This window comes from Streptomyces sp. NPDC059851 (genome assembly GCF_042732005.1).
In the GTDB taxonomy this organism is placed as follows: Bacteria; Actinomycetota; Actinomycetes; order Streptomycetales; family Streptomycetaceae; genus Streptomyces.
The window spans coordinates 1-24,500 of the sequence record NZ_JBHWJJ010000065.1 but is presented as its reverse complement, the minus strand read 5'-3'; the positions used below and the strand labels follow the sequence as shown (position 1 = coordinate 24,500).

Sequence of the window (24,500 nt, the reverse complement as noted above, 5' to 3'; positions counted from 1 at the left end):
CGGGGCCTGCCGCGGCGGCTGCCGCCGGGGCCGGGCAGAGGGGTCAGGCGTTGCGCGGTGCGCGCCGCGACGGGTCCAGCCAGTGCGGGGCGGGGCGGTGCAGGAACCACTCGCCGAAGCCCAGCGGACGTCCGGCCGGGCCGTGGCCGGCGCCGGCGGCGGGCAGCGTGTCGTGGAAGATGCGGCCGGGGCGGACGCCGAGACTCCGCAGCAGTTGCACGGTCTCGTCGACGAACACGGGCGGGCCGCTGAGGTAGACGTCCTGGTCAGGCCAGAGCCCGCGGTGGCCCAGTGCGGTCGCCAGCCGGGCGGTGGCCTCGTTGCGGTGCCGGCCGGGCGCGGGAGTGATGTAGGTGACGCCGAGCCAGCGGAAGGCGGCGGCGTACGCCTCGATGAGCGGGCGGTCGTAGAGGTGCGCGGCGTCCCGGGCGACGACGAAGAGCCGTACGTCCTGCTCGGGGGGATGCGCGGCGAGCTCCTCCAGGAGGGCCCGGACCGGTGCCCAGCCGGTCCCGGCGGCGATCAGGCTGACCGGGCGGTCGGCGCGGCGGAAGGTCAGTTCCCCGCCGGCCGAGCCGAGCCGCAGCATCTCGCCGGGGGCCGCCTCGCGGACCAGGGCGGTGCTGAGCCGGCCCTGCTCGATCCGGCTGACGTGCAGGTCGAGGGTGCCGTCGGGGCGCGGGGCGTTGCCGATGGAGTACGCGCGCCAGGTCCGCGGGACGCGCTCGCTGGACACGCTCGCGTACTGGCCGGGCCGGTAGGGGAAGGGGGCTTCGGGGCGGAGGGTCAGCACCCCTACGTCGGTGCCGTAGGTGAGGTGGCGCACGATCTCGGCGTTCCACCAGGGCCGGTCCTCGCCGGTGGCGGCGCCCGCGGTCATCGCGTCGGCGACCACCTGGTAGGCCTCGGCCCAGGCCTTCTCCACGCTCGGGGTCCAGGCCGCCCCGGAGGTCTCGGCGAGCGCGGCGAGCAGGCTGGCGCCGACGGCCGCGTAGTGCTCGGGGCGGGTGAGGAACTTGCGGTGGTCGCGGCCGAGGTCGTGGAGGTAGCCGCGCAGGCTCTCGTGTTCGAGGTGCGCGATGACGTGGGTCAGGGCGGCGAAGAGCCGGTCGCGTTGGCGCTGCATGTCGTGGGAGGCGGACGGGAAGAGCTCACGGATCGCGGGGTTGTGCCAGAAGAGGTGGGAGTAGAAGTACTTCACGGCGTGCTCGGCCCGTCTCTCCACCACCGCGAAGCTGCTCTTCAAGATCCTCACATCCACAGGTCCGACAGTAGGAACGGCCGGCGAGGCGGCGTCAAGCGTCGGCCGATCTGCGGACAGCCGCGGCGAACGCCCCATATGGGGCGGCGTCCGGCGGTCGGGATACCGTCGACGGGTGCACGAGCCGACCTCCGCAGCCCCCGAAGACCCCGCTCCCGCCCAGGGCCCGACCCTGTTCGACTGGGAGTTCGCGACCGACCCCTATCCCGCGTACGCCTGGCTGCGCGAGCACTCCCCGGTGCACCGCACGAGGCTGCCCAGCGGGGTGGAGGCCTGGCTGGTGACGCGGTACGCCGACGCCCGTCAGGCCCTCGCCGACCAGCGGCTCAGCAAGAACCCGGCGCACCACGCGGAGCCGGCGCACGCCAAGGGCAAGACCGGGATCCCGGGGGAGCGCAAGGCGGAGCTGATGACGCATCTGCTGAACATCGACCCGCCGGACCACACCCGGCTGCGGCGCCTGGTGTCGAAGGCGTTCACGCCGCGCAGGGTGGCGGAGTTCACACCCCGGGTGCAGGAGCTGACCGATCAACTCATCGACGCCTTCGCCGGGCGGGGTGAGGCGGATCTCATCCACGAGTTCGCCTTCCCGCTGCCCATTTACGCCATTTGCGAGATGCTCGGCGTACCGCGCGAGGACCAGGACGATTTCCGTGACTGGGCGGGGATGATGATCCGGCACGGCGGCGGTCCGCGGGGCGGAGTGGCCCGTTCCGTGAAGCAGATGCGGACCTATCTCGGGGAACTCATCCACCGTAAAAGGGATGACCTGGGCAATGACCTCATCTCCGATCTGATCCGGGCGAGCGACCACGGGGACCACCTGACGGAGGCCGAGGCCACCGCCATGGCCTTCATCCTCCTGTTCGCGGGTTTCGAGACCACGGTGAACCTCATCGGCAACGGGATCCACTCCCTCTTCATGAACCCCGGCCAGCGCGCCCGCCTCCAGGAGTCCCTCGCCGCCGGCGAGCGCGACCTGCTCCAGACCGGGGTCGAGGAACTGCTCCGCTACGACGGTCCCGTGGAGCTGGCCACTTGGCGGTTCGCCACCCGGCCGCTGACCCTCGGGGGGCAGGACATCGCCGTCGGTGACCCTGTGCTCGTCGTGCTCGCCGCCGCCGACCGGGACCCCGCGCGGTTCGCCGAGCCGGACACCCTGGACCTCTCCCGCGTCGACAACCAGCACCTGGGGTACGGGCACGGGATCCACTACTGCCTGGGCGCCCCGCTCGCGCGACTTGAGGGACAGACGGCGCTTGCGACTTTGCTGACGCGTCTGCCGGATCTGGAACTGGCTGTTCCGTCAACTGACCTTCGATGGCGGGGCGGTCTGATCATGCGTGGCCTGCGCACCCTTCCTGTCCGATTCACACCCCGAAACATCTGATTTCTTCCTGAGGGAAAGTCAGGTTCTTGCTCAACTTGTGACAATCGTTCGAAGGCCGCTAGGTTCTGCCGTTACCCAGCCGTTATGCGAAAGGTGCTGCACATGCGTTCCGGGAACGGCCGCCACAGACGCCCCCGCCAGGTACCCGCGATTGTCGTCACCGCCGGGGTCACCGGCTCCGCACTGGCCATGCCGCTGCTCGCGGCCACTGGTGCGAGCGCGGCAGAAGCCGCCACCTGGGACAAGGTCGCCGAGTGCGAGAGCGGCGGAACCTGGAGCGCCAACACCGGAAGCGGCGCCTACGGCGGGCTCCAGTTCACCCAGGAGGAGTGGAAGAACGCGGGCGGCGAGGAGTTCGCCGACCGGGCCGACCTGGCGAGCCGGTCCCAGCAGATCGCCGTCGCCGAGCGCGTGCTCGGCTCCCAGGGCCCCGAGGCCTGGCAGAACTGCGCGGCCCAGGCCGGCCTGACCAAGGACGCGCCCGCCGCGGACGTGGACCCCGGTGCGAAGGGCCAGTACCGGGCCGTCGGCCAGTCCCAGAGCCGCCCGGACGAGGCGGTGCCCTCGACCGGCTCCGGCAACCGGGCCACGGACTACGGCGCCCCGACCCCCGCGCCGAACTACACGCTGCCGCCCGCTCCGACCGGCCCCTCCAGCGGACTGCCCGTCATGCCCGCTCCGGACGGTACGACCACGGCCCCGACGCTGCCGCCGGTGTTCCCCGGAGACCCGACCGCGAACCCGGTCACCCCCACCCCGACCCCGCCGGGCACCCCCGGGACCCCGGGCGCCCCGGGCGCCACCCCGGGCAACCCGGACGGCTCCGCGCCCGGCACGCCGGGGGCCCCCACCCCGGGCGGCGATCCCACCGCCCCGGTCAACTCCTCCGCCCCTGCGGCGCCGGGCACGCCGGAGGCACCCGGCGCCTCCACCGACCCGGGCGCCGTCCCGAGCACCCTGGGCACCGGCAAGCACCGCGGTGCGCCCGCCGTCGAGGCGTCGCCGGCCTCGTACACCGTCAAGGAGGGCGACAGCCTGGCGACCATCGCGGACGCCAACGGCGTCACGGGGGGCTGGGGCGCGCTGTACGAGGCCAACGAGCAGGTCATCGGCGGTGACGCCAACCTGATCAAGCCCGGCCAGAATCTGGATCTAAAGAAGAAATAGGGCAGTTCGGGCGCCCGGAAGGTGCTGGATGTCCGGTTCGTTCAAATGAGACATGCGTCTCTTCCGGTCAACTGGCGTGTCCCGCCCGCAAGCTCGGGCAAACCCCGCCCCCACCTGCGCAAACACCATGAAAAGCAGCGCAAGTAGGGGCCTTCCCTCCCCGGTGTTCCTCGTTGAACATCGGGGAGGGACATGTCTACGGTCTGAACCGCTCGCCACCGCGGGCCCCTTCGACCGCATCGCCGAATCCTGCCGGCGGACGGAGGGAACACTCGTCGCGTCAAGCGCCGAAGGCAGGAGCGGGGGAACCAACGAAGGCGCCGGCAAAGGCCGTTGAAAGACGGTCACGCACCGGCTTGGGGTGAAGCCGCGCGACACACCGCGCGGCCGGGCAACTCATCTGCCCGAACCCGACAGCTCACCTCGCAGGCGTCGGTGAGGAGAACTCCATGCTGCTTTCGGGCAAGGGCAAGCACCGTCGCGCCACCGCCATCGAGCGGACCACCCGCATCGTGACGCTCGCCGGCGTCGCCGGTGTCGCCGTGGCCGCGCCCCTGATGACCGCGGGCACCGCCTCCGCCGCCACGGCCTCGGAGTGGGACCGCGTCGCCCAGTGCGAGTCCGGCGGCAACTGGTCCATCAACACCGGCAACGGCTACTACGGCGGCCTGCAGTTCTCGGCCTCCACCTGGGCCGGGTACGGCGGCAAGGCGTACGCCCCGCAGGCCCACCAGGCCTCCAAGGCGCAGCAGATAGCCATCGCGGAGAAGGTCCTCAAGGGCCAGGGCAAGGGCGCCTGGCCGCACTGCGGCAAGGGTCTGTCCAACTCCGCCTACACCGGCGGCGGTTCGACCACCACCAACAGCACCACCACCAAGTCGACCCCGAAGACCGAGACCAAGAAGACCCAGCCGAAGAAGACCGAGACCAAGAAGGAGACCCCGCGCACCGCCGGGGCCCCCACGACCCGGTCCGAGCGTTCCGAGGCCCCCGCCCCGAAGACCGGCAACGGCTCCTACGAGGTCAAGGCCGGCGACACGCTCGGCTCCATCGCCGACGCCAACAACGTCAAGGGCGGCTGGGAGAAGCTCTTCGAGCTCAACAAGGACATCGTCTCCGACGCCGACCTGATCTTCCCGGGCCAGAAGCTGAAGCTCGGCTGAACATCCCGCTAAGCCCCGCGTGCGCAACCGCGCGGACTGAAGCGAACGGTCACCGCACGTGTGAACCCCACCGCCCGGCGCGTATCCCCCCACGCGCCGGGCGGTGGCGCGTGCGCCCCCGACAGCGGTCGGAGGCAGGCCCATCGAGGTCCGTATGTCCCGGAAGCGGGGTATTCGGGCCCTTTTTCGTCCCAGGACCCGGGCGGTCGGCGGGCCGACCCCCCGGCTGCGGTTAGGCTCTAGGCGGCAGGGCCGGTCCCTCGGCCCGACACGCCACCGCACACCCAGCGTCACATCCCAGAAGGAGATGCTCGTGCCGTCCATCGACGTCGTCGTAGCCCGGGAAATCCTGGACTCCCGAGGCAACCCCACGGTCGAGGTCGAGGTGGGCCTCGACGACGGCAGCACCGGCCGTGCTGCCGTTCCGTCCGGCGCCTCCACCGGTGCCTTCGAGGCCATCGAGCTCCGCGACGGCGACCCCAACCGCTACATGGGCAAGGGCGTGGAGAAGGCCGTCCTCGCGGTCATCGAGCAGATCGGCCCGGAGCTCGTCGGCTACGACGCCACCGAGCAGCGCCTGATCGACCAGGCCATGTTCGACCTGGACGCCACCGACAACAAGGGCTCGCTCGGCGCCAACGCCATCCTCGGCGTCTCCCTCGCCGTCGCGCACGCCGCGTCCGAGGCCTCCGACCTCCCGCTGTTCCGCTACCTCGGCGGCCCGAACGCGCACCTGCTGCCCGTTCCGATGATGAACATCCTGAACGGCGGCTCGCACGCCGACTCCAACGTGGACATCCAGGAGTTCATGATCGCGCCGATCGGCGCCGAGTCCTTCTCCGAGGCCCTGCGCTGGGGCACCGAGGTCTACCACACCCTCAAGTCCGTGCTGAAGGGCAAGGGCCTGTCCACCGGCCTCGGCGACGAGGGCGGCTTCGCCCCGAACCTGGGCTCCAACCGCGAGGCCCTCGACCTCATCCTCGAAGCCATCAAGCAGGCCGGCTACACCCCCGGCAAGGACATCGCCCTCGCGCTCGACGTCGCCGCCTCCGAGTTCTACAAGGACGGCAAGTACCACTTCGAGGGCCAGGCCCGCTCCGCCGCCGAGATGACCGACTACTACGCGGAGCTCGTCTCGGCGTACCCGCTCGTCTCCATCGAGGACCCGCTGTTCGAGGACGACTGGGCCGGCTGGAAGACCATCACCGAGAAGCTCGGCGCCAAGGTCCAGCTCGTCGGCGACGACCTCTTCGTCACCAACCCCGAGCGCCTCGCCCGCGGCATCGAGGAGGGCACCGCCAACGCCCTGCTCGTCAAGGTCAACCAGATCGGCTCGCTGACCGAGACCCTCGACGCCGTCGAGCTCGCCCAGCGCAACGGCTTCAAGTGCATGATGTCGCACCGCTCCGGTGAGACCGAGGACGTCACCATCGCCGACCTCGCCGTCGCCACCAACTGCGGCCAGATCAAGACCGGCGCCCCGGCCCGCTCCGAGCGCGTCGCCAAGTACAACCAGCTGCTGCGCATCGAGGAGATCCTCGACGACGCCGCGGTGTACGCGGGCCGCTCCGCGTTCCCGCGCTTCAAGGGCTGACGGGCCCCTGAGCCTCCGTACGTCCCCGCACCCGGTCCCGTACCGTGTGCGGGGACGTAGTGCGTAGCGCGTAGTGCGAACTGAGCGGTGAGCAGTGCGCAATGAGCAGTGTGAAGGCCGAGGGCGCGCGTCGGCGCGCGGACAACCAGGGGAGGCGGACCAATGGCCGGGAACCGCGATCGGTTCTCCACCTTCTCCACCGCAACCAGGCTCAAGCAGCTCGGCGAGCGGACCGCCGCCCACGTGTACCGCTCCCAGAGCCGCCGCCAGGTCCGCCGCAGCCGGCTGACCGGGCGGGCCGCCCTCCTGGCGCTGGTCCTCTGTACGCTGGTCGTCGCCCTGGCGTACCCGATGCGCCAGTACGTCTCCCAGCGCTCGGAGATCGCCGAGCAGCAGCGGGCGGCCGCGGCCGCCGGCAAACGCCTCGAACGGCTGCGCGACGAGAAGGCCCGCTGGCAGGACGACGCGTATGCGGAGCAGCAGGCCCGCAAACACCTGCACTTCGTGCGCCCGGGCGAGATCAGCTACATCATGAACGACCCGGCGGCCGAGGCGGCGGAGCACCGGCGCACCGGACAGGCGGGGGCCGACCGCCCCTGGTACTCGAACGTCTGGGACGGCGTGGACAAGGCCGACCGCCCCGGCGACTGACGGCCACCACCGGCCGGCAGCAGCACCAGCAGCACGACCCATTCCCGAGAACGACGAGAACGAAGAGACTCCCTCCAGGCATGCAGACGCCCCCGCCCCAGACCGACCGGACCGAGCCGACCGACGCGGACATCGAGGCGTTCGAGCAGCAGCTCGGACGCCCGCCGCGCGGGCTGCGGGCCATCGCCCACCGCTGCCCCTGCGGCCGGCCCGACGTGGTGGAGACCGCGCCGCGGCTGCCCGACGGCACGCCCTTCCCCACGCTGTACTACCTCACCTGCCCGCGCGCGGCCTCCGCGATCGGCACGCTGGAGGCCAACGGCGTGATGAAGGAGATGCAGGCCCGCCTCGCCGAGGACCCCGAGCTCGCCGCCGCCTACCGGGCCGCGCACGAGGACTACATCCGGCGCCGCGACGCCATCGAGGTGCTCCAGGGCTTCCCGAGCGCCGGCGGGATGCCGGACCGGGTGAAGTGCCTGCACGTGCTCGTCGGCCACTCGCTGGCCGCGGGCCCCGGGGTGAACCCGTTCGGCGACGAGGCCCTCGCCATGCTGCCGGAGTGGTGGGCGAAGGGCCCGTGCGTCACCCCGTGCGGCGGCGGGAAGGCCGCGGACGCGGAGCAGAAGGAGTCGCAGGCGTGACCCGGGTCGCCGGCATCGACTGCGGTACCAACTCCATCCGCCTGCTGGTGGCGGACTGTGACCCTGCCACCGGCGAGCTGGTGGAGCTGGACCGGCGGATGACGATCGTCCGGCTCGGCCAGGGCGTGGACAAGACCGGCCGGCTGGCCCCCGAGGCCCTGGAGCGCACCTTCGCGGCCTGCCGCGAGTACGCCCAGGTGATCAAGGACCTCGGTGCCGAGCGGCTGCGCTTCGTGGCGACCTCGGCCTCCCGCGACGCCGAGAACCGCGAGGACTTCGTCCGCGGGGTCGTGGAGATCCTGGGCGTCGAGCCCGAGGTGATCTCCGGCGACCAGGAGGCGGAGTTCTCCTTCACCGGCGCCACCAAGGAACTCGCCGGCACGGACCACATGGACAAGCCGTTCCTGGTCGTGGACATCGGCGGCGGATCCACCGAGTTCGTCGTCGGCGAGGAGCACGTCCGGGTGGCCCGCTCCGTCGACGTGGGCTGCGTACGGATGACCGAGCGCCACCTGGTGGTCGACGGCACGGTCACCGACCCGCCGACCGCGGAGCAGGTCGCCGCCATACGGGCCGACGTCGAGGCGGCGCTGGACCTGGCCGAGGAGACGGTCCCGCTGCGCGAGGCCCGCACCCTGGTGGGTCTGGCCGGCTCGGTGACCACGGTCGCCGGGATCGCCCTCGGACTGCCGGAGTACCTCTCCTCCGAGATCCACCACGCCCGCATCCCGTACGGGACGGTCCGGGAGATCACCGAGCGGATGCTGACCACGACCCACGCCGAGCGGGCCGCCATCCCGGTCATGCACCCGGGCCGGGTCGACGTGATCGGCGCCGGGGCCCTGGTCCTCCTGGCGGTCATGGAGCGCATCGGCGCCACGGAGGTCGTCGTCTCGGAACACGACATCCTGGACGGCATCGCCTGGTCGATCGCCTGACCCCGCAGGAGCGCCCCCGTCCCGGGGGCGCTCCGCTTTTCCGCTGGGTCCAGAGGGAGCGGGGGGTCGTCGGGCCGGTCGCCGATCGCCGCGTGGCCGGCGTACCGGGCAGAGGAATGTAAGGGGCTCAAGGGGCCGGAGGGGCCTTTATGAGGGTCTTAGGGCCCTCTCTCCGAAGAAAGTTCGTGAAGTTCTTCACAAGGAAATTGGCCCTGTCGGGTCAAGTGGAGGGTTCTTCGGGGGGTTTGCAGGAGCCGCGGGTCCCTTTTGTGTGCACGTTCGTGTGAACCGAGGAACGCGGCACGCGTGGCCGGTGCGTATCCACGAACCCGGTGGTCTACTCCGCCCACGGGCCTGGAGGCCAGTTCAGGGCGGGTGCACAACGAATCCCGTTACACCTTGGTTCCCGTTCCGCACCATGACCTGGGTCACGTGGGCCGCGCAGTGTAGCAGAGCCCCTGTCGGTTCTTGTGAAGGGGCTCACGAGCATCACCCCTTGGGGTGCTGGATACTCGTTCCATGAGCACCACGGAGCGTCCCAGGATCCTCGTTGTAGGAGGTGGGTACGTAGGCCTGTACGCGGCCAAGCGCATCATGAAGAAGATGCGCTACGGCGAGGCGACCGTCACGGTCGTCGACCCCCGGTCCTACATGACCTACCAGCCCTTCCTCCCCGAAGTGGCCGCAGGCAGCATCTCGCCTCGGCACGTCGTCGTCCCGCTGCGACGCGTGCTGCCCAAGGCTGAGGTTCTCACCGGCCGGGTCACCACCATCGACCAGGACCGCAAGGTCGCCGTCGTCACGCCGCTCGTCGGCGAGGCGTACGAGCTGCCCTTCGACTACCTGGTGATCGCGCTCGGCGCCATCTCCCGCACCTTCCCGATCCCCGGCCTCGCCGAGCAGGGCATCGGCATGAAGGGCGTCGAGGAGGGCATCGGCCTGCGCAACCACGTCCTCGAACAGCTCGACAAGGCCGAGTCCACGACGGACGAGAACGTCCGCCACAAGGCCCTCACCTTCGTCTTCATCGGCGGCGGCTTCGCCGGCGCCGAGACGATCGGCGAGGTCGAGGACATGGCCCGCGACGCCGCCAAGTACTACTCCACGATCAAGCGCGAGGACATGCGCTTCATCCTGGTGGACGCGGCCGACAAGATCCTCCCCGAGGTCGGGCCCAAGCTCGGCACCTGGGGCAAGGAGCACCTCGAGTCCCGCGGCATCGAGATCTACCTCGGTACCTCGATGGACTCCTGCGTCGACGGCCACGTCGTGCTGAAGAACGGCCTCGAGGTCGACTCCAACACGATCGTGTGGACCGCGGGCGTCAAGCCCAACCCGGCGCTGGCCCGCTTCGGCCTGCCGCTCGGCCCGCGCGGCCACGTCGACACCGCCCCGACCCTCCAGGTCCAGGGCACCGACTACATCTGGGCCGCCGGCGACAACGCCCAGGTCCCGGACGTCGCGGCCCGCAAGGCCGGTGTCGAGAACGCCTGGTGCCCGCCGAACGCCCAGCACGCGCTGCGCCAGGCCAAGGTCCTCGGCGACAACGTGGTGGCCGGCATGCGCGGCTTCCCGCAGAAGGAGTACGAGCACTCCAACAAGGGTGCGGTGGCCGGTCTCGGCGTCCACAAGGGCGTTGCGATGATCGTCATGGGCAAGATGAAGATCAAGCTCAAGGGCCGTCTCGCCTGGTACATGCACCGCGGCTACCACGGCATGGCCATGCCGACCTGGAACCGCAAGATCCGCGTCTTCGCGGACTGGACCCTCGGCATGTTCCTCAAGCGCGAGGTCGTCTCCCTCGGTGCTCTGGAGACCCCGCGCGAGGAGTTCTACGAGGCCGCCAAGCCCGCTCCGGCCCCGGCCGCCGCGGCTGCCGCGCCCGCCGAGAAGGCCAAGGCCTCCTGACCCGGCCCTGACCTGACCGGCCGTACGTCCCGTACGTACGAACCGCACGTCCCCGAAGGGGCCGCCCGCCATCCGTGGTGCGGGCGGCCCCTCCGGCGTTCCCGGAACCGGCCCGGCCCCCGCGCCCGTTGGGCGTTTCCCGCGCCGGCGTTACGGCCTCCGGGGGCCCCGGCGGGCGGTACCGCATGCCGTCGGCGGAAATGGGTAAGCCGTTTCGTCGGATGGTTTGGAGGTGCCGCCGATGACCGACGCCGCGCCGCGGTTGGCCGCTGTCACCGAGACCCTGTTGGGTGCCCCGCTGCCCGTCCGGATCCGGGCCTGGGACGGGAGCGAGGCCGGACCGCCGTCCGGGCCGGTCCTGGTCCTGACCCGCCGCGCCCTGCGCCGGATCCTGTGGCGGCCCGGCGAACTGGGCCTGGCCCGCGCCTGGGTGGCCGGGGACATCACCGTCGACGGGGACCTGTACGAGCTGCTGGACAAGGTGGCCGGCCTGCTCTGGGAGAGGGAGCCCGCCGCACCGGCCCCCTCCGCCGACACCCCGGCCGCGGTGGTCCCGGTGGCGGGCGCGGTCCCCGGGATGCGGCCGCCGGCCCGCCGCACCGGCCTGGCCGGGCTCACCGCCCGCCGACCTGGTCTGCCGGGTCTGCCGGCTCTGCCCGGTCTCCAGAGCCTGCCGGGTCTGCCGGGCCTGCGGAGGCGGTCCGGGGGCGCCGCCTCCGGCGGGCCGGCCGGCCCCGCGGCGATGCTCCGTGACCCCGCTGTCCGGGACGCCGTGCGCGACCTGGTGGCCCTGGCCCGCCCCTGGCCGGCGCCCGCGCCGCCGCCCGAGGAGTCCGTCCGCCGCGGCGGGCAGGCGCACAGCAAGGACCGCGACCAGCAGGCCGTCAGCCACCACTACGACGTGGGCAACGAGTTCTACGAGCGGGTCCTCGGCCCCTCCATGGTGTACTCCTGCGCCTACTGGACCGCGGGCTCCACCCTGGAGCAGGCCCAGCACGACAAACTCGACCTCGTCTGCCGCAAACTCGGCCTCCGCCCCGGCGACCGGCTGCTCGACGTCGGCTGCGGTTGGGGCTCCTTGGCGCTGCACGCGGCCCGCGCGTACGACGTCCGCGTCACCGGCATCACGCTCTCCCGCGAACAGGCCCTGTACGCCCGCAAGCGGGTCGCGGAGGAGGGGCTGGTCGACCGGGTGGAGATCCGGGTGCAGGACTACCGGGACGTCAAGGACGGCCCGTACCACGCGGTTTGCTCCATCGGCATGGCCGAGCACGTGGGCGCCGACCGCTACCGCGAGTACGCCCACACCCTGTACGACCTCCTCGCCCCCGGCGGCCGGCTGCTGAACCACCAGATCGCGCGCCGGCCCGAGCCGGACGAAAGCGCCTACCGCATCAACGGGTTCATCGACGCGTACGTCTTCCCCGACGGGGAGCTCTCGCCGCTCGGCACGACCGTCGGCGAACTGGAGCGGGCCGGCTTCGAGGTCCGGGACGTGGAGGCCCTGCGCGAGCACTACGGGCTCACCCTGCGGGCCTGGGTCACCCGCCTGCAGGAGCACTGGGAGGTGGCCGTGCGGCTGACGTCGCCCGGCCGGGCCCGGGTGTGGCTGCTGTACATGGCGGCCTCGGCGCTGGGCTTCGAACGGGGCCGCCTGGGCGTCAACCAGGTGCTGGCCGTGCGCCCGGTGGACGGCGGGGCGTCGGGGCTGCCGCTGCGGCTGCGCACCTGGGGGGCGTAGGTCCCGTGCGGCCCTGCCCCGGCCGGCTCACGGTCCCCGGTACGGGGACGGGCCCCGGGGCGGGTGCCCCGGGGCCCGTCCGGGTCCCTGCGCGCGGCGGCGGCCCGGGCGGCCGCCGACTGCCGCTACTCGGTCTTGATCGCCGTGAGCATGTTCAGCTTCGCCGCGCTGCGCGCCGGCCACATGGCGGCCAGGACGCCGACCACGGCGGCCAGCAGCAGGAAGACGCCGATCCGGTCGAACGGTACGACCAGTTCGTAGTTCGGGATCGAGGACTTGAAGGTGCGGCCCAGCGCCCAGGCGAGGAAGGTGCCGAGGCCGACGCCGAGCACCGCGCCGAAGAGGGAGATGACCACGGCCTCCAGGCGGATCATGTTCTTGACCCGGCCCTGGTTGAGGCCCACCGCCCGCAGCATGCCGATCTCCTGGGTCCGCTCGAAGACCGACATCGCCAGGGTATTGACGACGCCGAGGACCGAGATGATCAGCGCCATGCCGAGCAGGCCGTACATCAGGTTCAGCATCATGTTGATGATGCCGCCCATTTCGTTGCGGATGTCCTGCTTGTCCGCGATCTTGATGGCGGGGTTGTCGCCGAGGGCGTCGATGACCTTCTGCTCGTTGGCCTTGGACTCGCCGCCGGCCATCTTCACGAAGACCTGGCGGATCTGCGGCTTCTCGCCCTCCGCGACGGGGACCTGCTTGACGTCCAGGACGTACGGGGAGACGAGCTCGCTCTCCTCGTAGATCGCGGCGACCTTCAGGGTCTTCTTGGCCCCGGCGCCGTCGAAGGCGGCCTCGAAGGTGCTGCCGACCGTCAGGCCGGCCTTCTTGGCGGTCTTGTCCGCGACGGCGACCTGGCCCTGGGCCAGGCCGGACACGGAGCCGCTGACCACCTTGAAGTTGACGAGCTTCTCGATGGCGGCCGGGTTGACGCCGGAGGCGGCGTGGAAGCGGCCGTCGGAGCCCTTGAAGTACGCGGACTGCTGGCCGGAGACGGCCGAGACGCCCTGCGTCTTCTCCAGCGCCGTCAGGACCGAGGGGTCCAGGTCGCCGCCGCTGGCCATGGTGAGCATGTAGTCGGCGCGGATCTGGTCCGTGGTGGAGCGGTCGACGGCCTTGCCGACGGTCACGCCGAGCACGGTCAGGCCGGTGACCAGGGTCAGGCCGATGGTCAGCATGCCGGCGGTGACACCGGTGCGGCGCGGGTTGCGGACCGCGTTGCGGGCGGCCAGGTTGCCGGCGACGCCGAAGATCCGGTTCAGCAGCGGGCGGACGACGGCGATCAGCGGCCGCGACAGCATCGGGATCAGCACCGCGACGCCGACGAGGGTGAAGAAGGCACCGCCGCCGATGATCCAGCGGCCGGTCTCGCCGCCCTTCGAGGAGCCCCACAGGATCAGCGCGAAGCCGATGCCGGTCAGGACGCCGCCGATGCTGTTGAGGACGACCAGGCCCTTGGCGCTCTGCGGCAGGTGGGCGCTGCCCATGGCCGCGACCGGCGGGATCTTGGCGGTGCGGCGGGCGGGCAGCCAGGCGGCGAGCACGGTGACCTTCACGCCGACGAGGATCGCGGTGATGACGGCGGTCGAGGAGATGACGAGCGGGCCGGCCGGGATCTTGGCGCCGAAGCCCTCCATGCCGGCGCGCAGTCCGACGGCCAGGCCCACGCCGAGGGCGAGGCCGAGGGCGGAGGCGAGGACGCCGACCAGCACGGCCTCGCTCAGCACGGACCGGCGGACCTGGCTGCGGGTGGCGCCGACGGCGCGCAGCAGGGCCAGCTCCTTGGTGCGCTGGGCGACCAGCATGGTGAAGGTGTTGTAGATGAGGAAGACGCTGACGAAGAGGGCGATGAAGCCGAAGGCGAGCAGGCCCGTCTTCATGCCGCTCATGCCCTTTTCGATGTCCTTGGCGTTGCGCTCGGCGAGGGCGGCGCCGGTCTCGGCCTTGGCGTCCTTGCCGACGACGGGGGTCACCTCGGCGAGCAGCTTGCCGGCGTCGGCGCCGGGCTTGGCCGCGACGGCGAGCTCGGAGTAGTAGCCGGGGGCCAGGTAGAGCTCCTGGGCGACCTTGTTCTCGAAGAGCACCAGCGAGCCGCCGGCGTTGACGGCCCCGTCCTCGGTGGTGAACACGCCGGAGAGGGTGTACTCCTTCACCGGGCCGTTGGTGGCCACGCGGACCTTGTCGCCGACGGAGTAGCGGCCGGCCTTCGCGGAGGCCCGGTCGAGGGCGACCTCCTCGGCCTTCGCCGGGCCGTGGCCGTCGGTGAAGGCGTAGCGGGGGTCCTTGCCGTCCTTGACGGGGGCGAAGTTGGCGCCCTGGTTGGCCCAGCCGGTGCCGATCAGCTTGCCGTTCGGGTCGGCGACGCCGGCGAAGCCGGAGACCCGGCCGGCGACGGAGTCGACGCCGCCCAGCTTGGCGAGCTTGTCGAGGGTCTGCTGGCTGATGCCGGGCTCGCCCTCCTCCTTGGTCCCGTCCTCGGCGCGGCCGGGTCCGTAGTGGGTGACGGAGACGGCGACCCCGTCGTAGCTCTTGCGGGACTGGTCGGACATCGCCTTGCTGACGGTGTCGGTGAACACGAACGTGCCGGAGACGAAGGCGACGCCGAGCATGACGGCGAGCACCGTCATCAGCAGGCGGGCCTTGTGCGCGAGCACGTTGCGCAGGGCGGTACGGAACATGGGGAATCCAGGAGTCGTGGTGGTCCGCCGGGAGGGCGGGCAGGAGGCGCGGCGGGGCGGCGCGGGACGGCGCGGGACGGCGCGGGGCGGCGCGGGACGTTCGCGTGGGGAACGGCGCGTGCGGGAGGGCGGGAGGCCGGGAGGGCCGGGCCGTCAGCTGGTGCGGCCCTTCGCGTCGAAGGCCTTCATGCGGTCGAGGACCCCGTCGGCGGTGGGGTGGACCATCTCGTCGACGATGGAGCCGTCGGCGAGGAAGATGACGCGGTCGGCGTAGGAGGCGGCGACGGGGTCGTGCGTGACCATGACGACGGTCTGGCCCAGTTCGCGCACCGAGTTGCGCAGGAAGCCGAGGACCTCGGCGCCGGAGCGGGAGTCGAGGTTCCCGGTGGGCTCGTCGCCGAAGATGATCTCGGGGCGGGAGGCGAGGGCGCGGGCGACCGCGACGCGCTGCTGCTGGCCGCCGGAGAGCTGGGTGGGACGGTGGCCGAGGCGGCCGGAGAGGCCCACCATGTCGATGACGGTGTCGAGCCACTGCTGGTCGGGCTTGCGGCCGGCGATGTCCATCGGGAGGGTGATGTTCTCCAGCGCGGTCAGGGTGGGCAGCAGGTTGAACGCCTGGAAGATGAAGCCGATCTTGTCCCGGCGCAGCTGCGTCAGCTGCTTGTCCTTGAGGCTGCCGAGTTCGGTGTCGCCGATGCGGACGGAGCCGGAGGAGAAGGTGTCGAGTCCGGCGACGCAGTGCATCAGGGTCGACTTGCCGGAGCCGGAGGGGCCCATGATCGCGGTGAACTGGCCCTGGCCGAAGTCCACGGACACGTTGTTGAGGGCGACCACCTGGGTTTCCCCCTGGCCGTAGACCTTGGAGAGGCCGGTGGCCCGGGCCGCCACGGCGAGGGCGGTGTGCGGGGCGGCGTAGTTCATGGCGGTCACGGCAAGAGACTCCTCGGGCGGCGGACCGGACGGCGGTCCGCGGGGACGGCGGGACCCTTCCATCGTCACCGCGGGCACCCGGTGGGGAATCAGCCGAGGTGCCCGTTCGACGGCCCACTGGAGTCTGATCGCGGGAGGGCCAGCCTCCTCCTTTGGTATGACGGCGCCCCTGACGCGGGCCGTTCGGAGGCGGGGTGGCCCGGGGTGGCGAAAAGGGCGGAGCGCGCCATCGAAATCCCGTCATTCCCGTATTGCAGGTGATCGCCCCCGGTGACGGGCCGACCGCGTCTTCTCGGCCCTGACGAACACTCAAGCGCCAATAAAATCAGACAACATCGGCGGAAGAGCCCGTTCTCGACCAGGGCGTTCCCGATAGGCTCGGCACAGCGTCCAGTTCTTCGCGCGGACCCGCAGCATCCTGCCCGGATGGTGGAATGCAGACACGGCGAGCTTAAACCTCGCTGGCCTTGAGGTCGTGCCGGTTCAAGTCCGGCTCCGGGCACTACGCACCACGGCCGATCTGCCGGTGGCCACCGGGAGTTCGGCCTTTTTCATGCCCCGGTACCGGTGGGCGCGCGCCCGCGCCGGGAGTCGCGCACCCCGGCGGGCACCGCAGGCCCCGTACGCGCCCCTCCGCACCGGCGTACGCCCTCGCCCCCTGGCGGGCAACGGCCTTGACCCCGAGCGCGCTCCAGTTCCTACCGTCGGTGGTCGCAGCCGCCCCGGACGGACGAAGGGCACGCCCGGGCCGCCGGCGCGGACGCCGACGGGGGCAAGCCCCGAGAGGAGGTCTCCCGCATCCTGCGGGACCACCTCGACACCGGCCGGGAGGCCTGGAGGCGGAGATCGACGCGACCGTCGCCCAGGGGTGGACCACCGAGGACGTCGCCGGGGTCCTGCGCCTCACCGAGGACGGCAGGGCCTTCCGCGCGAAGGCCGCCGCGCTCCGGCGACGCGAGCCGTGGGCGGAGCGGCACGAGGGCGTGTCCGACGAGGAGTACCCGATCACCCTGAGGCGCTCCAGCGGTTCATCCTCGACACCGGGGGCGGGCCCGGCACCACTGGTGCGCGCCCCGCAATTACCCCCTGCGGTCGGCCGCGGCTTCTCCTAAGATCCTCCTCCAGCAGTAGAGTCATTTATTTGCTAACGCATTACTCTTGATGCAAGGCCGCGCACGGTGGCCATGGAGGAGTGAGATGAGGAGCAGTAACCCGGTCTTCTCGCGACGGGGGTTCAGCCGCGACAACGGTGCCTACGCCGGCTTTGAGGCGCAGTACCAGCAGGCCGGGACCAACCCGTACGCGACGAATCCTTACGCCACCGACCCGACCACCGGGATGCCGCAGGCTCCGGCCCGCGCGAACGTGATGACGATGGACGACGTCGTGAGCCGTACGGCCATGACGCTCGGCACGGTCATCCTGACGGCGACCCTCGCCTGGGTCGCGCTGCCCGTCGACCCGGCGAACCTGGGCAAGTCCTACGGCATCGCCATCGGCGCTGCGCTCGTCGCGATGGTCCTGGCGCTCGTCCAGACCTTCAAGCGCAAGGCCTCTCCGGCGGTCATCATCGGCTACGCGGCCTTCGAGGGCGTTTTCCTCGGCGTCATCAGCGCGGCCACCAGCACCTACATCGGCGCCGGCGTCGTCATCCAGGCCGTGCTCGGCACCATGTGCGTCTTCGCCGCGGTGCTGTTCGCGTACAAGATGCGCTGGATCCGCGTCACCCGCCGTTTCTACGGTTTCGTGATGGCCGCGGCCATGGGCTTCATGCTGCTCATGGTCACCAACCTGCTGTTCTCGGTCTTCGCGGGCGGTGACGGCCTCGGCTTCCGCAGCGGCGGCCTCGGCATCCTGTTCGGCATCCTCGGCGTCGTCCTCGGCGCCTGCTTCCTCGCCCTGGACTTCAAGCAGGTCGAGGACGGCATCACCTACGGTGCCCCGCGCGAAGAGGCCTGGATGGCCGCCTTCGGTCTGACCATGACGCTGGTGTGGATCTACCTGGAGCTGCTGCGCCTGTTCCAGATCCTCTCCGGCGACGACTGACCGGACCGGAAACTCCGTACGGCACGACATGGGGAAGGCCCCGCGAGCATCCGCTCGCGGGGCCTTCCCGCGTCGTGGAGGGAGAGGATCGGCGGGGGTCGGGGGCCGGACGGGGGATCAGGGGCGTGCCGGAACGGGCTCAGCCGAACCTGCGGGCGGCCCTGCGCAGGTCGTACTCGTGGATGATCGCCTTGGCCTGGCCGTACGACAGCTCGTGCGCGCCGCGCAGCCAGCTGACCTTCTCCTCGAACCGGATGAGGGAGGGGCCGTCCTCAACGGTCCTCAGCCATTCGGCGAGGTCGCGGCCGGTGGTCCGGGGGATTCTGTCGATCATGTTGCGGTGCGTCTGCTCGGAGAACTCTACGGACATGGGCGCCTCCGGAAGGTGTGCCGTGCTGTTCTCTTCACGTCACCGTGCCGGAGAGTTCGCCCGTTGGCAATGGTGCCGGGGCGGCGCGTAAGGTCGGCCGCGTGCTGGATACCTCACCCCTGACCGCCGCCGTGGAACGCTTCGCAGACCGGCTGCGGGCCCTGCCCCAGAGCCGCCTGCAGCAGGGAGCCGCCGCCGAGGCCCTCCGGCTGGCCCGGGAGCTCTCCGCGCGGGCCCAGCGGCTGGAGGAGCCCCACCGGGAGGCTCCGGCGCGCGAGATTCCGGATGCGGGCGTCTTCGTGGTCGGGGACCAGGTCGCGGTCGCCGGACTGGACCTGGCGGAGGCGCTGCGCGCCGCGGACGCCGAAGCCCCTGCGGGTGTTGACGAGCCCCGGGGAACGGCGACGGCCCCGTCCGGGATGCTGGACGAGGCCGTGCGGCTGGTGGAGCAGGCGGAAGTCAGAGCGACGCGATGACCCGGTCCGCGAGGATGTAGACGTTGTTGTCCGGATCCTGTGCGTCGCCGCCGCAGGAGAAGGTCAGCGCATAGGCGCCGGAGATGCCCGAGCCGCCCAGCAGCACCGGCGCGGTGCCGGAGCGCAGCGCCTCGGCGAGCCGCTCCGCCGTCTCCCGGTGGCCCGGGGTCATGCACAGCGTGGTGCCGTCGGTGAACACGTACACGTCGAGCGTGCCCAGCGGGCCCGGACGGACGTCCGCGAGGGCCGTACGGGCCTCCGCGAGCTCCTCCAGTCGGCTGACCGTCCGCTCGTGGTCGACGCCGGCGGCCGGAGGCTGGACGGGTACGAAGTCCGGGTGCGAGGGGTGGCGTCGGCGGGCGGCCGCCAGCTCGGGGGAGTCCTCGGGGTACTCGCCCGCGGCCTCCGGCTGGGAGGCGCCCCCGGCGAGCTCCTCGCCGAGTACGGGCTCCAGGCCCACCAGGTCCGCCTGACGGGGCAGGAAGACGGCCGGGGCGTCGTCCCCGAGCCCGGGCATACCGCCCAGCAGCGAGGGCGCGTCCGCGGCGTCGCGGGCCTCCTGCGCCGCCCAGAAGGCCCGCGCCTCGGCGAGCTCGCGCTCGCGCTCCTCGGCCAGGGCCTCGGCCACGGCGGCCCGTATCTCGGCGGCAGGGGACTCCACAGCGTGGCGGGCGTGCGGGACGCTCGCACCGCGCGACTGTGCCGGAACGGCCAGCTCGCCGCGCAGGGCCGTGACCTGCTTGCGCAAGCCGTGGACAGCGTGCAGCGCAGCAGCGCCCACGGCCGCAGCAACGGCCGTGGTCAGCAGCAGGGCAAGAGACATGGCGCTCACTGACTAACTCCTGAGGTGACTCGATCCCCCGACTTCCTACATCAGAGTGTCCTGACATGGGAATGGCGTGCAGTGCATTACGTCACGAAATGGACAGGGCTTTCGTCACACCAGCTGTAGCCCTCCCTGCCCTGACCTGCGGAAACACCAAACCCCCAGGACGAAGGTCACATCCTGGGGGAATTTCGGTCACGGGTCGGCCGCGAGGGGATTGGAACCGGGCGCCGCAGGCCGCAAGGGATCAAGCAGACCCCTTGCGGCACCCGGCCCGGCTCAGCTCAGCCGCTCGATGACCATGGCCATGCCCTGGCCGCCGCCCACGCACATCGTCTCCAGGCCGAACTGCTTGTCGTGGAACTGGAGGCTGTTGATCAGGGTGCCGGTGATGCGGGCGCCGGTCATGCCGAACGGGTGGCCGACGGCGATGGCACCGCCGTTGACGTTCAGCTTCTCCAGCGGGATCTCCAGGTCCCGGTACGACGGGATGACCTGGGCCGCGAAGGCCTCGTTGATCTCGAACAGGTCGATGTCGCCCACCGTCAGGCCGGCCCGCTTCAGGGCCTGCTTCGACGCCTCGACCGGGCCCAGGCCCATGATCTCGGGGGAGAGCGCGGTGACACCGGTCGAGACGATCCGGGCCAGCGGGGTCAGGCCCAGCTCCCGGGCCTTGGTGTCGCTCATGATGACCAGCGCCGCGGCGCCGTCGTTGAGCGGGCAGCAGTTGCCGGCCGTGACCAGGCCGTCGGGGCGGAAGACCGGCTTCAGGCCCTCCACGCCCTCCAGGGAGACCCCGGCGCGCGGGCCGTCGTCCTTGCTGACCACGGTGCCGTCGGGGGTGGTGATCGGGGTGATCTCCCGCTCCCAGAAGCCCTTCTTGATGGCTTCCTCGGCCAGGTTCTGCGAGCGCACGCCGAACTCGTCCATGTCCCGGCGGGTCACGCCCTTGAGGCGGGCCAGGTTCTCCGCGGTCTGGCCCATCGCGATGTACGCGTCCGGGACCAGACCGTCCTCGCGCGGGTCGTGCCAGGTGGAACCCTCGGACTGGGCGACCTCGGCGGTGCGGGCCTCCGCGTCGGCGAACACCGGGTTGTGGGTCTCCGGCAGGCCGTCGGAGGTGCCCTTGACCGAGCGGGAAACCGTCTCCACGCCCGCGGAGATGAACACGTCGCCCTCGCCCGCCTTGATGGCGTGCAGGGCCATGCGGGAGGTCTGCAGGGAGGACGAGCAGTAGCGGGTGATGGTGGTGCCCGGCAGGTAGTCCATGCCCATCTGCACCGCGACGATGCGGGCGAGGTTGTGGCCCTGCTCGCCGCCCGGCAGGCCGCAGCCGAGCATCAGGTCGTCGATCTCCCGCGGGTCCAGCTCGGGGATCTTGGCGAGGGCGGCCTGGATGATCGTCGCGGTCAGGTCGTCCGGGCGGACGTCCTTGAGGGACCCCTTGAAGGCACGTCCGATCGGGGACCGGGCGGCGGAAACGATGACTGCTTCGGGCATCGGGGCTCCAAGGGGTGAGTTGCGGCTCATTGCGGACCGGATGCGAAGTTACCGGCCCGTACGGTCGAGGTCACCGGGTGGCCGGTGTGATGCCGGTCGCTCCGCGGGTGGCGGTGGCTCGGTGCCGCCGGCGCCCCCGCCCCCAGCATGCCCTTCCCCGGCTGGGGCATCCGCCGAGGGGGTCGCGTTCGGCTGTGGGCCGTGCCCGGTCGTTCGCGCAGTTCCCCGCGCCCCTGGGGTGGTTGGGGTGGTGTGTTCGGCTGTGGGCCGTGCCCGGTCGTTCGCGCAGTTCCCCGCGCCCCTGGGGTGGTGGCTGTGTGAGGGCGTCTGCCCGCACGTGCAGGGCCGCTGCCTCGGGGGACGCCTCAGGGGCGCGGGGAACTGCGCGATCAGTTGGCGGCGGCCCGCAGCCGCGTGGACGTCCGCGGTGGGGGCGCCCCGCAGGGCCGCGCTGTGCGCATGCTGCTGCGGGGGCATGCCCCAGGGGCGCGGGGAACTGCGCGATCAGTTGGCGGCGGGGGCAGCCCCCGGTCGGCCGGGTCGGGCGGGATGCGGCCAGGGGCGCGGGGAACTGCGCGGCCGTGGCGGCGGCCCGCATGCCGGCATGGGGCGGCGATCGGGGGCGTCAGGCTTCGGCGGGGGTCGGGGCCGGCGATTCCGCGGGGACCCGGCGGCGGCGCCGGTGCTTCAGCAGCGCCCAGGGCCCGCGGGCAGGGGTGACTTCGGTGCCCGCCTGCCCGGCGGCGGCCGACGCGGCCTTGGCCACCGGCAGCATGTCCTCGTTGCGGGCGACGTCGAGCCGGTCGGACTCCGGCCACAGCGCCAGCGCCGCGCACACCGTGGGCAGGATGGCCATGGCCGCCGTGGCGTACCCCTCGGCCGAGGGGTGGTAGGAGTCGGGGCCGAACATCTCGCGCGGGTTCGCCGCGAACTCTGGGCCGAGCAGGTCGCCCATGGAGATCGTACGGGCGCCCAGTGCGACGACCCCTATGGTCTGGGCGGCGGCCAGCTGCCGGGAGACCCGCCGGGCCAGCCACCGCAGCGGTTGGTAGACCGGCTCGATCGTGCCGAGGTCGGGGCAGGTGCCGACCACCACCTCGCAGCCGGCGAGCCGCAGCCTCCGTACCGCCGAGGTGAGGTGGCGGACGGACTGGGTCGGCGGCATGCGCCGGGTCACGTCGTTCGCCCCGATCATGATCACGCACACGTCGGGCGCGGGCGTCTCCCCGTCCAGCAGCACTCCGACCTGTCGGTCGAGGTCGTCGGACATGGCGCCGGACAGGGCCACGTTCCGCAGTTCCACCGGCCGCTCGGCGACCGCCGCCAGCCCGGAGGCCAGGAGGGCGGCCGGGGTCTGCCGGGCCCGGTGCACGCCGAGTCCGGCGGCCGTGGAGTCGCCGAGCATGGCCAGCCGCAGCGGGCCCGGCCCCTCGGCGCCCGGGCCGTCCGCCGGCCCGCCGAAATCGCTCCCGTACAGCCCGTCGGCGCGCGGGGGGTCCCCCAGCCCGGTCCCGACGGTCCGCTTGGCGAACTGGACCTCCGCCAGCACCAGCCCGACGGCGGCGACCCCGACCAGCCCGAGCCCGCCTCCGCCGTACGCCGCTCCCGCCGCGATCCGGCGGGCCGTCCTCGCCCTGGACACCCTGCAAGCCACCTCCTGGTCCTGTTGACCTTCCTGCCCCGTACTCCCTGTCGGCCAATCCCTTTCCGCTTACTCTGGCCATGTCTCCCGGAGAACCCGTGGAGCCCCGTCCCTGGAGAACATGGTGCATTTCCACGACTCGATGATCAGCCTCGTCGGCAACACCCCGCTGGTGAAGCTCAACCGTGTGACCGAAGGCCTTCAGGCCACCGTCCTTGCCAAGGTCGAGTACTTCAACCCCGGCGGCTCCGTGAAGGACCGGATCGCCCTCCGGATGATCGAGGCCGCCGAGGAGAGCGGTGCCCTCAAGCCCGGTGGCACCATCGTGGAGCCGACCAGCGGCAACACGGGTGTAGGACTCGCCATCGTGGCCCAGCAGAAGGGCTACAAGTGCATTTTCGTGTGCCCCGACAAGGTCTCCCTGGACAAGATCAATGTGCTGCGGGCCTACGGCGCCGAGGTGGTGGTCTGCCCGACCGCGGTCGACCCTGAGCACCCCGATTCGTACTACAACGTGTCCGACCGCCTCGTCCGCGAGACGCCGGGTGCCTGGAAGCCGGACCAGTACAGCAACCCGAACAACCCCCGCTCGCACTACGAGACGACCGGTCCCGAATTGTGGGAACAGACTGAGGGGAAGATCACGCACTTCGTGGCCGGCGTCGGCACGGGCGGCACGATCTCGGGCACCGGCAACTACCTGAAGGAGGTGTCCGGCGGCAAGGTCAAGGTCATCGGCGCCGACCCGGAGGGCTCCGTCTACTCGGGCGGCTCGGGGCGCCCGTACCTCGTCGAGGGCGTCGGCGAGGACTTCTGGCCGACCGCCTACGACCAGAACGTGGCCGACGAGATCATCGCGGTGTCCGACAAGGACTCCTTCCAGATGACCCGCCGGCTGGCGAAGGAGGAGGGCCTCCTCGTCGGCGGCTCCTGCGGCATGGCGGTCGTCGCCGCGCTGCGCGCCGCGGAGGGCCTCGGCCCGGACGACGTGGTCGTCGTCCTCCTCCCGGACAGCGGCCGCGGCTACATGAGCAAGATCTTCTCGGACGAGTGGATGGCCGGGCACGGCTTCCTGGAGGAGGCGGGCCCCGCCGCCCGCATCGGCGACGTCCTCGCCGACAAGGAGGGCGACATGCCCTCCCTGGTGCACATGCACCCCGAGGAGACCGTCGGCGAGGCGATCGAGGTGCTGCGCGAGTACGGCGTCTCGCAGATGCCGGTCGTCAAGCCCGGCGCCGGCCACCCGGACGTGATGGCCGCCGAGGTCGTCGGTTCGGTCGTGGAGAAGGAGCTGCTGGCAGCGCTGTTCGCGCAGCAGGCGGCGCTGTCCGACCCGCTGGAGAAGCACATGAGCGCGCCGCTGCCGCAGGTCGGCTCCGGCGAGCCGGTCTCCGACCTGATGGCCGCGCTCGGCCAGGCCGACGCGGCGATCGTGCTGGTCGAGGGCAAGCCGACCGGTGTGGTGAGCCGTCAGGACCTCCTGGCCTTCCTCGCCAAGAACGCCAAGTAGCGGTAGCAGCAACCGAGTAGCAGCAACCGGCGCGGCGGTCCCGGCCCGGATGACCGGGTCGGGAC

The 24,500-nt window shown here is 71.7% G+C and carries 19 protein-coding genes, 1 tRNA gene and 1 riboswitch; of the genes, 13 read left to right on the top strand and 7 right to left on the bottom strand.

What is annotated here, in order from left to right; genetic code table 11:
• Positions 1-43 precede the first annotated feature (43 nt).
• Entirely contained in the window at positions 44-1,255 is a 1,212-nt protein-coding gene (locus ACFV7Q_RS21975; RefSeq protein ID WP_385430768.1) for a globin domain-containing protein, read from the bottom strand.
• 121 nt (positions 1,256-1,376) lie between these two features.
• On the opposite strand from ACFV7Q_RS21975, the gene ACFV7Q_RS21970 reads away from it, so the two are divergent.
• The 9 genes from ACFV7Q_RS21970 to ACFV7Q_RS21930 all read left to right on the top strand — a co-directional run bounded on the left by ACFV7Q_RS21970 (position 1,377) and on the right by ACFV7Q_RS21930 (position 12,454).
• A complete protein-coding gene (locus ACFV7Q_RS21970; RefSeq protein WP_385430745.1) occupies positions 1,377-2,651 on the top strand; it encodes a cytochrome P450 in 1,275 nt (424 codons plus the stop codon).
• A 102-nt stretch (positions 2,652-2,753) separates the two neighbouring features.
• Entirely contained in the window at positions 2,754-3,818 is a 1,065-nt protein-coding gene (locus ACFV7Q_RS21965; RefSeq protein ID WP_385430743.1) for a transglycosylase family protein, read from the top strand.
• 275 nt (positions 3,819-4,093) lie between these two features.
• A riboswitch (cyclic di-AMP (ydaO/yuaA leader) is annotated at positions 4,094-4,265 on the top strand.
• 2 nt (positions 4,266-4,267) lie between these two features.
• Positions 4,268-4,981 (top strand): transglycosylase family protein, encoded by a 714-nt coding sequence (locus tag ACFV7Q_RS21960; protein ID WP_385430742.1) that lies wholly within the window; start codon positions 4,268-4,270, stop codon positions 4,979-4,981.
• A gap of 307 nt (positions 4,982-5,288) precedes the next feature.
• Positions 5,289-6,575, top strand: a complete 1,287-nt coding sequence (eno, locus tag ACFV7Q_RS21955; protein WP_385430740.1) for a phosphopyruvate hydratase — start codon at positions 5,289-5,291, stop codon at positions 6,573-6,575.
• 162 nt (positions 6,576-6,737) lie between these two features.
• A complete protein-coding gene (locus tag ACFV7Q_RS21950) occupies positions 6,738-7,226 on the top strand; it encodes a septum formation initiator family protein (protein ID WP_385430738.1) in 489 nt (162 codons plus the stop codon).
• A gap of 80 nt (positions 7,227-7,306) precedes the next feature.
• A complete protein-coding gene (locus ACFV7Q_RS21945; RefSeq protein WP_385430736.1) occupies positions 7,307-7,867 on the top strand; it encodes a DUF501 domain-containing protein in 561 nt (186 codons plus the stop codon).
• Positions 7,864-8,805 carry an exopolyphosphatase gene (locus ACFV7Q_RS21940; RefSeq protein WP_385430735.1) on the top strand — a complete coding sequence of 314 codons (942 nt, stop codon included), beginning with the start codon at positions 7,864-7,866 and terminating at the stop codon, positions 8,803-8,805. The genes ACFV7Q_RS21945 and ACFV7Q_RS21940 overlap by 4 nt, the downstream gene beginning before the upstream one ends.
• A gap of 519 nt (positions 8,806-9,324) precedes the next feature.
• On the top strand, positions 9,325-10,713 hold the full coding sequence (locus ACFV7Q_RS21935; protein ID WP_385430733.1) for an NAD(P)/FAD-dependent oxidoreductase: 1,389 nt from the start codon (positions 9,325-9,327) through the stop codon (positions 10,711-10,713).
• A 241-nt stretch (positions 10,714-10,954) separates the two neighbouring features.
• Positions 10,955-12,454: a class I SAM-dependent methyltransferase gene (locus tag ACFV7Q_RS21930; RefSeq protein WP_385430732.1), complete on the top strand. Its 1,500-nt coding sequence runs from the start codon at positions 10,955-10,957 to the stop codon at positions 12,452-12,454.
• 125 nt (positions 12,455-12,579) lie between these two features.
• Here ACFV7Q_RS21930 and ACFV7Q_RS21925 read toward each other — a convergent pair whose 3' ends face one another.
• Together ACFV7Q_RS21925 and ACFV7Q_RS21920 are read right to left on the bottom strand one after the other, a co-directional pair.
• Positions 12,580-15,135 carry an ABC transporter permease gene (locus ACFV7Q_RS21925; RefSeq protein ID WP_385430730.1) on the bottom strand — a complete coding sequence of 852 codons (2,556 nt, stop codon included), beginning with the start codon at positions 15,133-15,135 and terminating at the stop codon, positions 12,580-12,582.
• A gap of 153 nt (positions 15,136-15,288) precedes the next feature.
• Positions 15,289-16,056, bottom strand: a complete 768-nt coding sequence (locus ACFV7Q_RS21920) for an ABC transporter ATP-binding protein (protein ID WP_385430766.1) — start codon at positions 16,054-16,056, stop codon at positions 15,289-15,291.
• Positions 16,057-16,485: 429 nt separating this feature from the next.
• Between ACFV7Q_RS21920 and ACFV7Q_RS21915 the strand changes: the two genes are divergently transcribed.
• Positions 16,486-16,567 (top strand) — tRNA-Leu (locus tag ACFV7Q_RS21915).
• Positions 16,568-17,262: 695 nt separating this feature from the next.
• Positions 17,263-18,111, top strand: coding sequence for a Bax inhibitor-1/YccA family protein (locus ACFV7Q_RS21910; RefSeq protein ID WP_385430728.1), 849 nt, complete (start codon positions 17,263-17,265; stop codon positions 18,109-18,111).
• A gap of 139 nt (positions 18,112-18,250) precedes the next feature.
• Here the strand turns inward: ACFV7Q_RS21910 and ACFV7Q_RS21905 are convergent, their stop codons facing one another.
• Complete coding sequence (locus ACFV7Q_RS21905) at positions 18,251-18,481, bottom strand: DUF4287 domain-containing protein (RefSeq protein WP_385430726.1); 231 nt, start codon at positions 18,479-18,481, stop codon at positions 18,251-18,253.
• 101 nt (positions 18,482-18,582) lie between these two features.
• Between ACFV7Q_RS21905 and ACFV7Q_RS21900 the strand changes: the two genes are divergently transcribed.
• Positions 18,583-18,957: a hypothetical protein gene (locus tag ACFV7Q_RS21900; RefSeq protein ID WP_385430725.1), complete on the top strand. Its 375-nt coding sequence runs from the start codon at positions 18,583-18,585 to the stop codon at positions 18,955-18,957.
• On the opposite strand, the gene ACFV7Q_RS21895 is transcribed toward ACFV7Q_RS21900, so the two are convergent.
• From ACFV7Q_RS21895 to ACFV7Q_RS21885, 3 genes are all read right to left on the bottom strand, one after another.
• A complete protein-coding gene (locus ACFV7Q_RS21895) occupies positions 18,941-19,780 on the bottom strand; it encodes a hypothetical protein (protein WP_385430765.1) in 840 nt (279 codons plus the stop codon). The two genes, ACFV7Q_RS21900 and ACFV7Q_RS21895, sit on opposite strands and share 17 nt — an antisense overlap.
• A gap of 282 nt (positions 19,781-20,062) precedes the next feature.
• Positions 20,063-21,283: an acetyl-CoA C-acetyltransferase gene (locus ACFV7Q_RS21890; RefSeq protein ID WP_385430723.1), complete on the bottom strand. Its 1,221-nt coding sequence runs from the start codon at positions 21,281-21,283 to the stop codon at positions 20,063-20,065.
• Positions 21,284-21,908: 625 nt separating this feature from the next.
• Positions 21,909-22,925 carry an SGNH/GDSL hydrolase family protein gene (locus ACFV7Q_RS21885; RefSeq protein WP_385430721.1) on the bottom strand — a complete coding sequence of 339 codons (1,017 nt, stop codon included), beginning with the start codon at positions 22,923-22,925 and terminating at the stop codon, positions 21,909-21,911.
• A 124-nt stretch (positions 22,926-23,049) separates the two neighbouring features.
• Between ACFV7Q_RS21885 and ACFV7Q_RS21880 the strand changes: the two genes are divergently transcribed.
• Positions 23,050-24,435 (top strand): cystathionine beta-synthase, encoded by a 1,386-nt coding sequence (locus ACFV7Q_RS21880; protein WP_385430763.1) that lies wholly within the window; start codon positions 23,050-23,052, stop codon positions 24,433-24,435.
• The last annotated feature ends 65 nt before the right edge of the window (positions 24,436-24,500 follow it).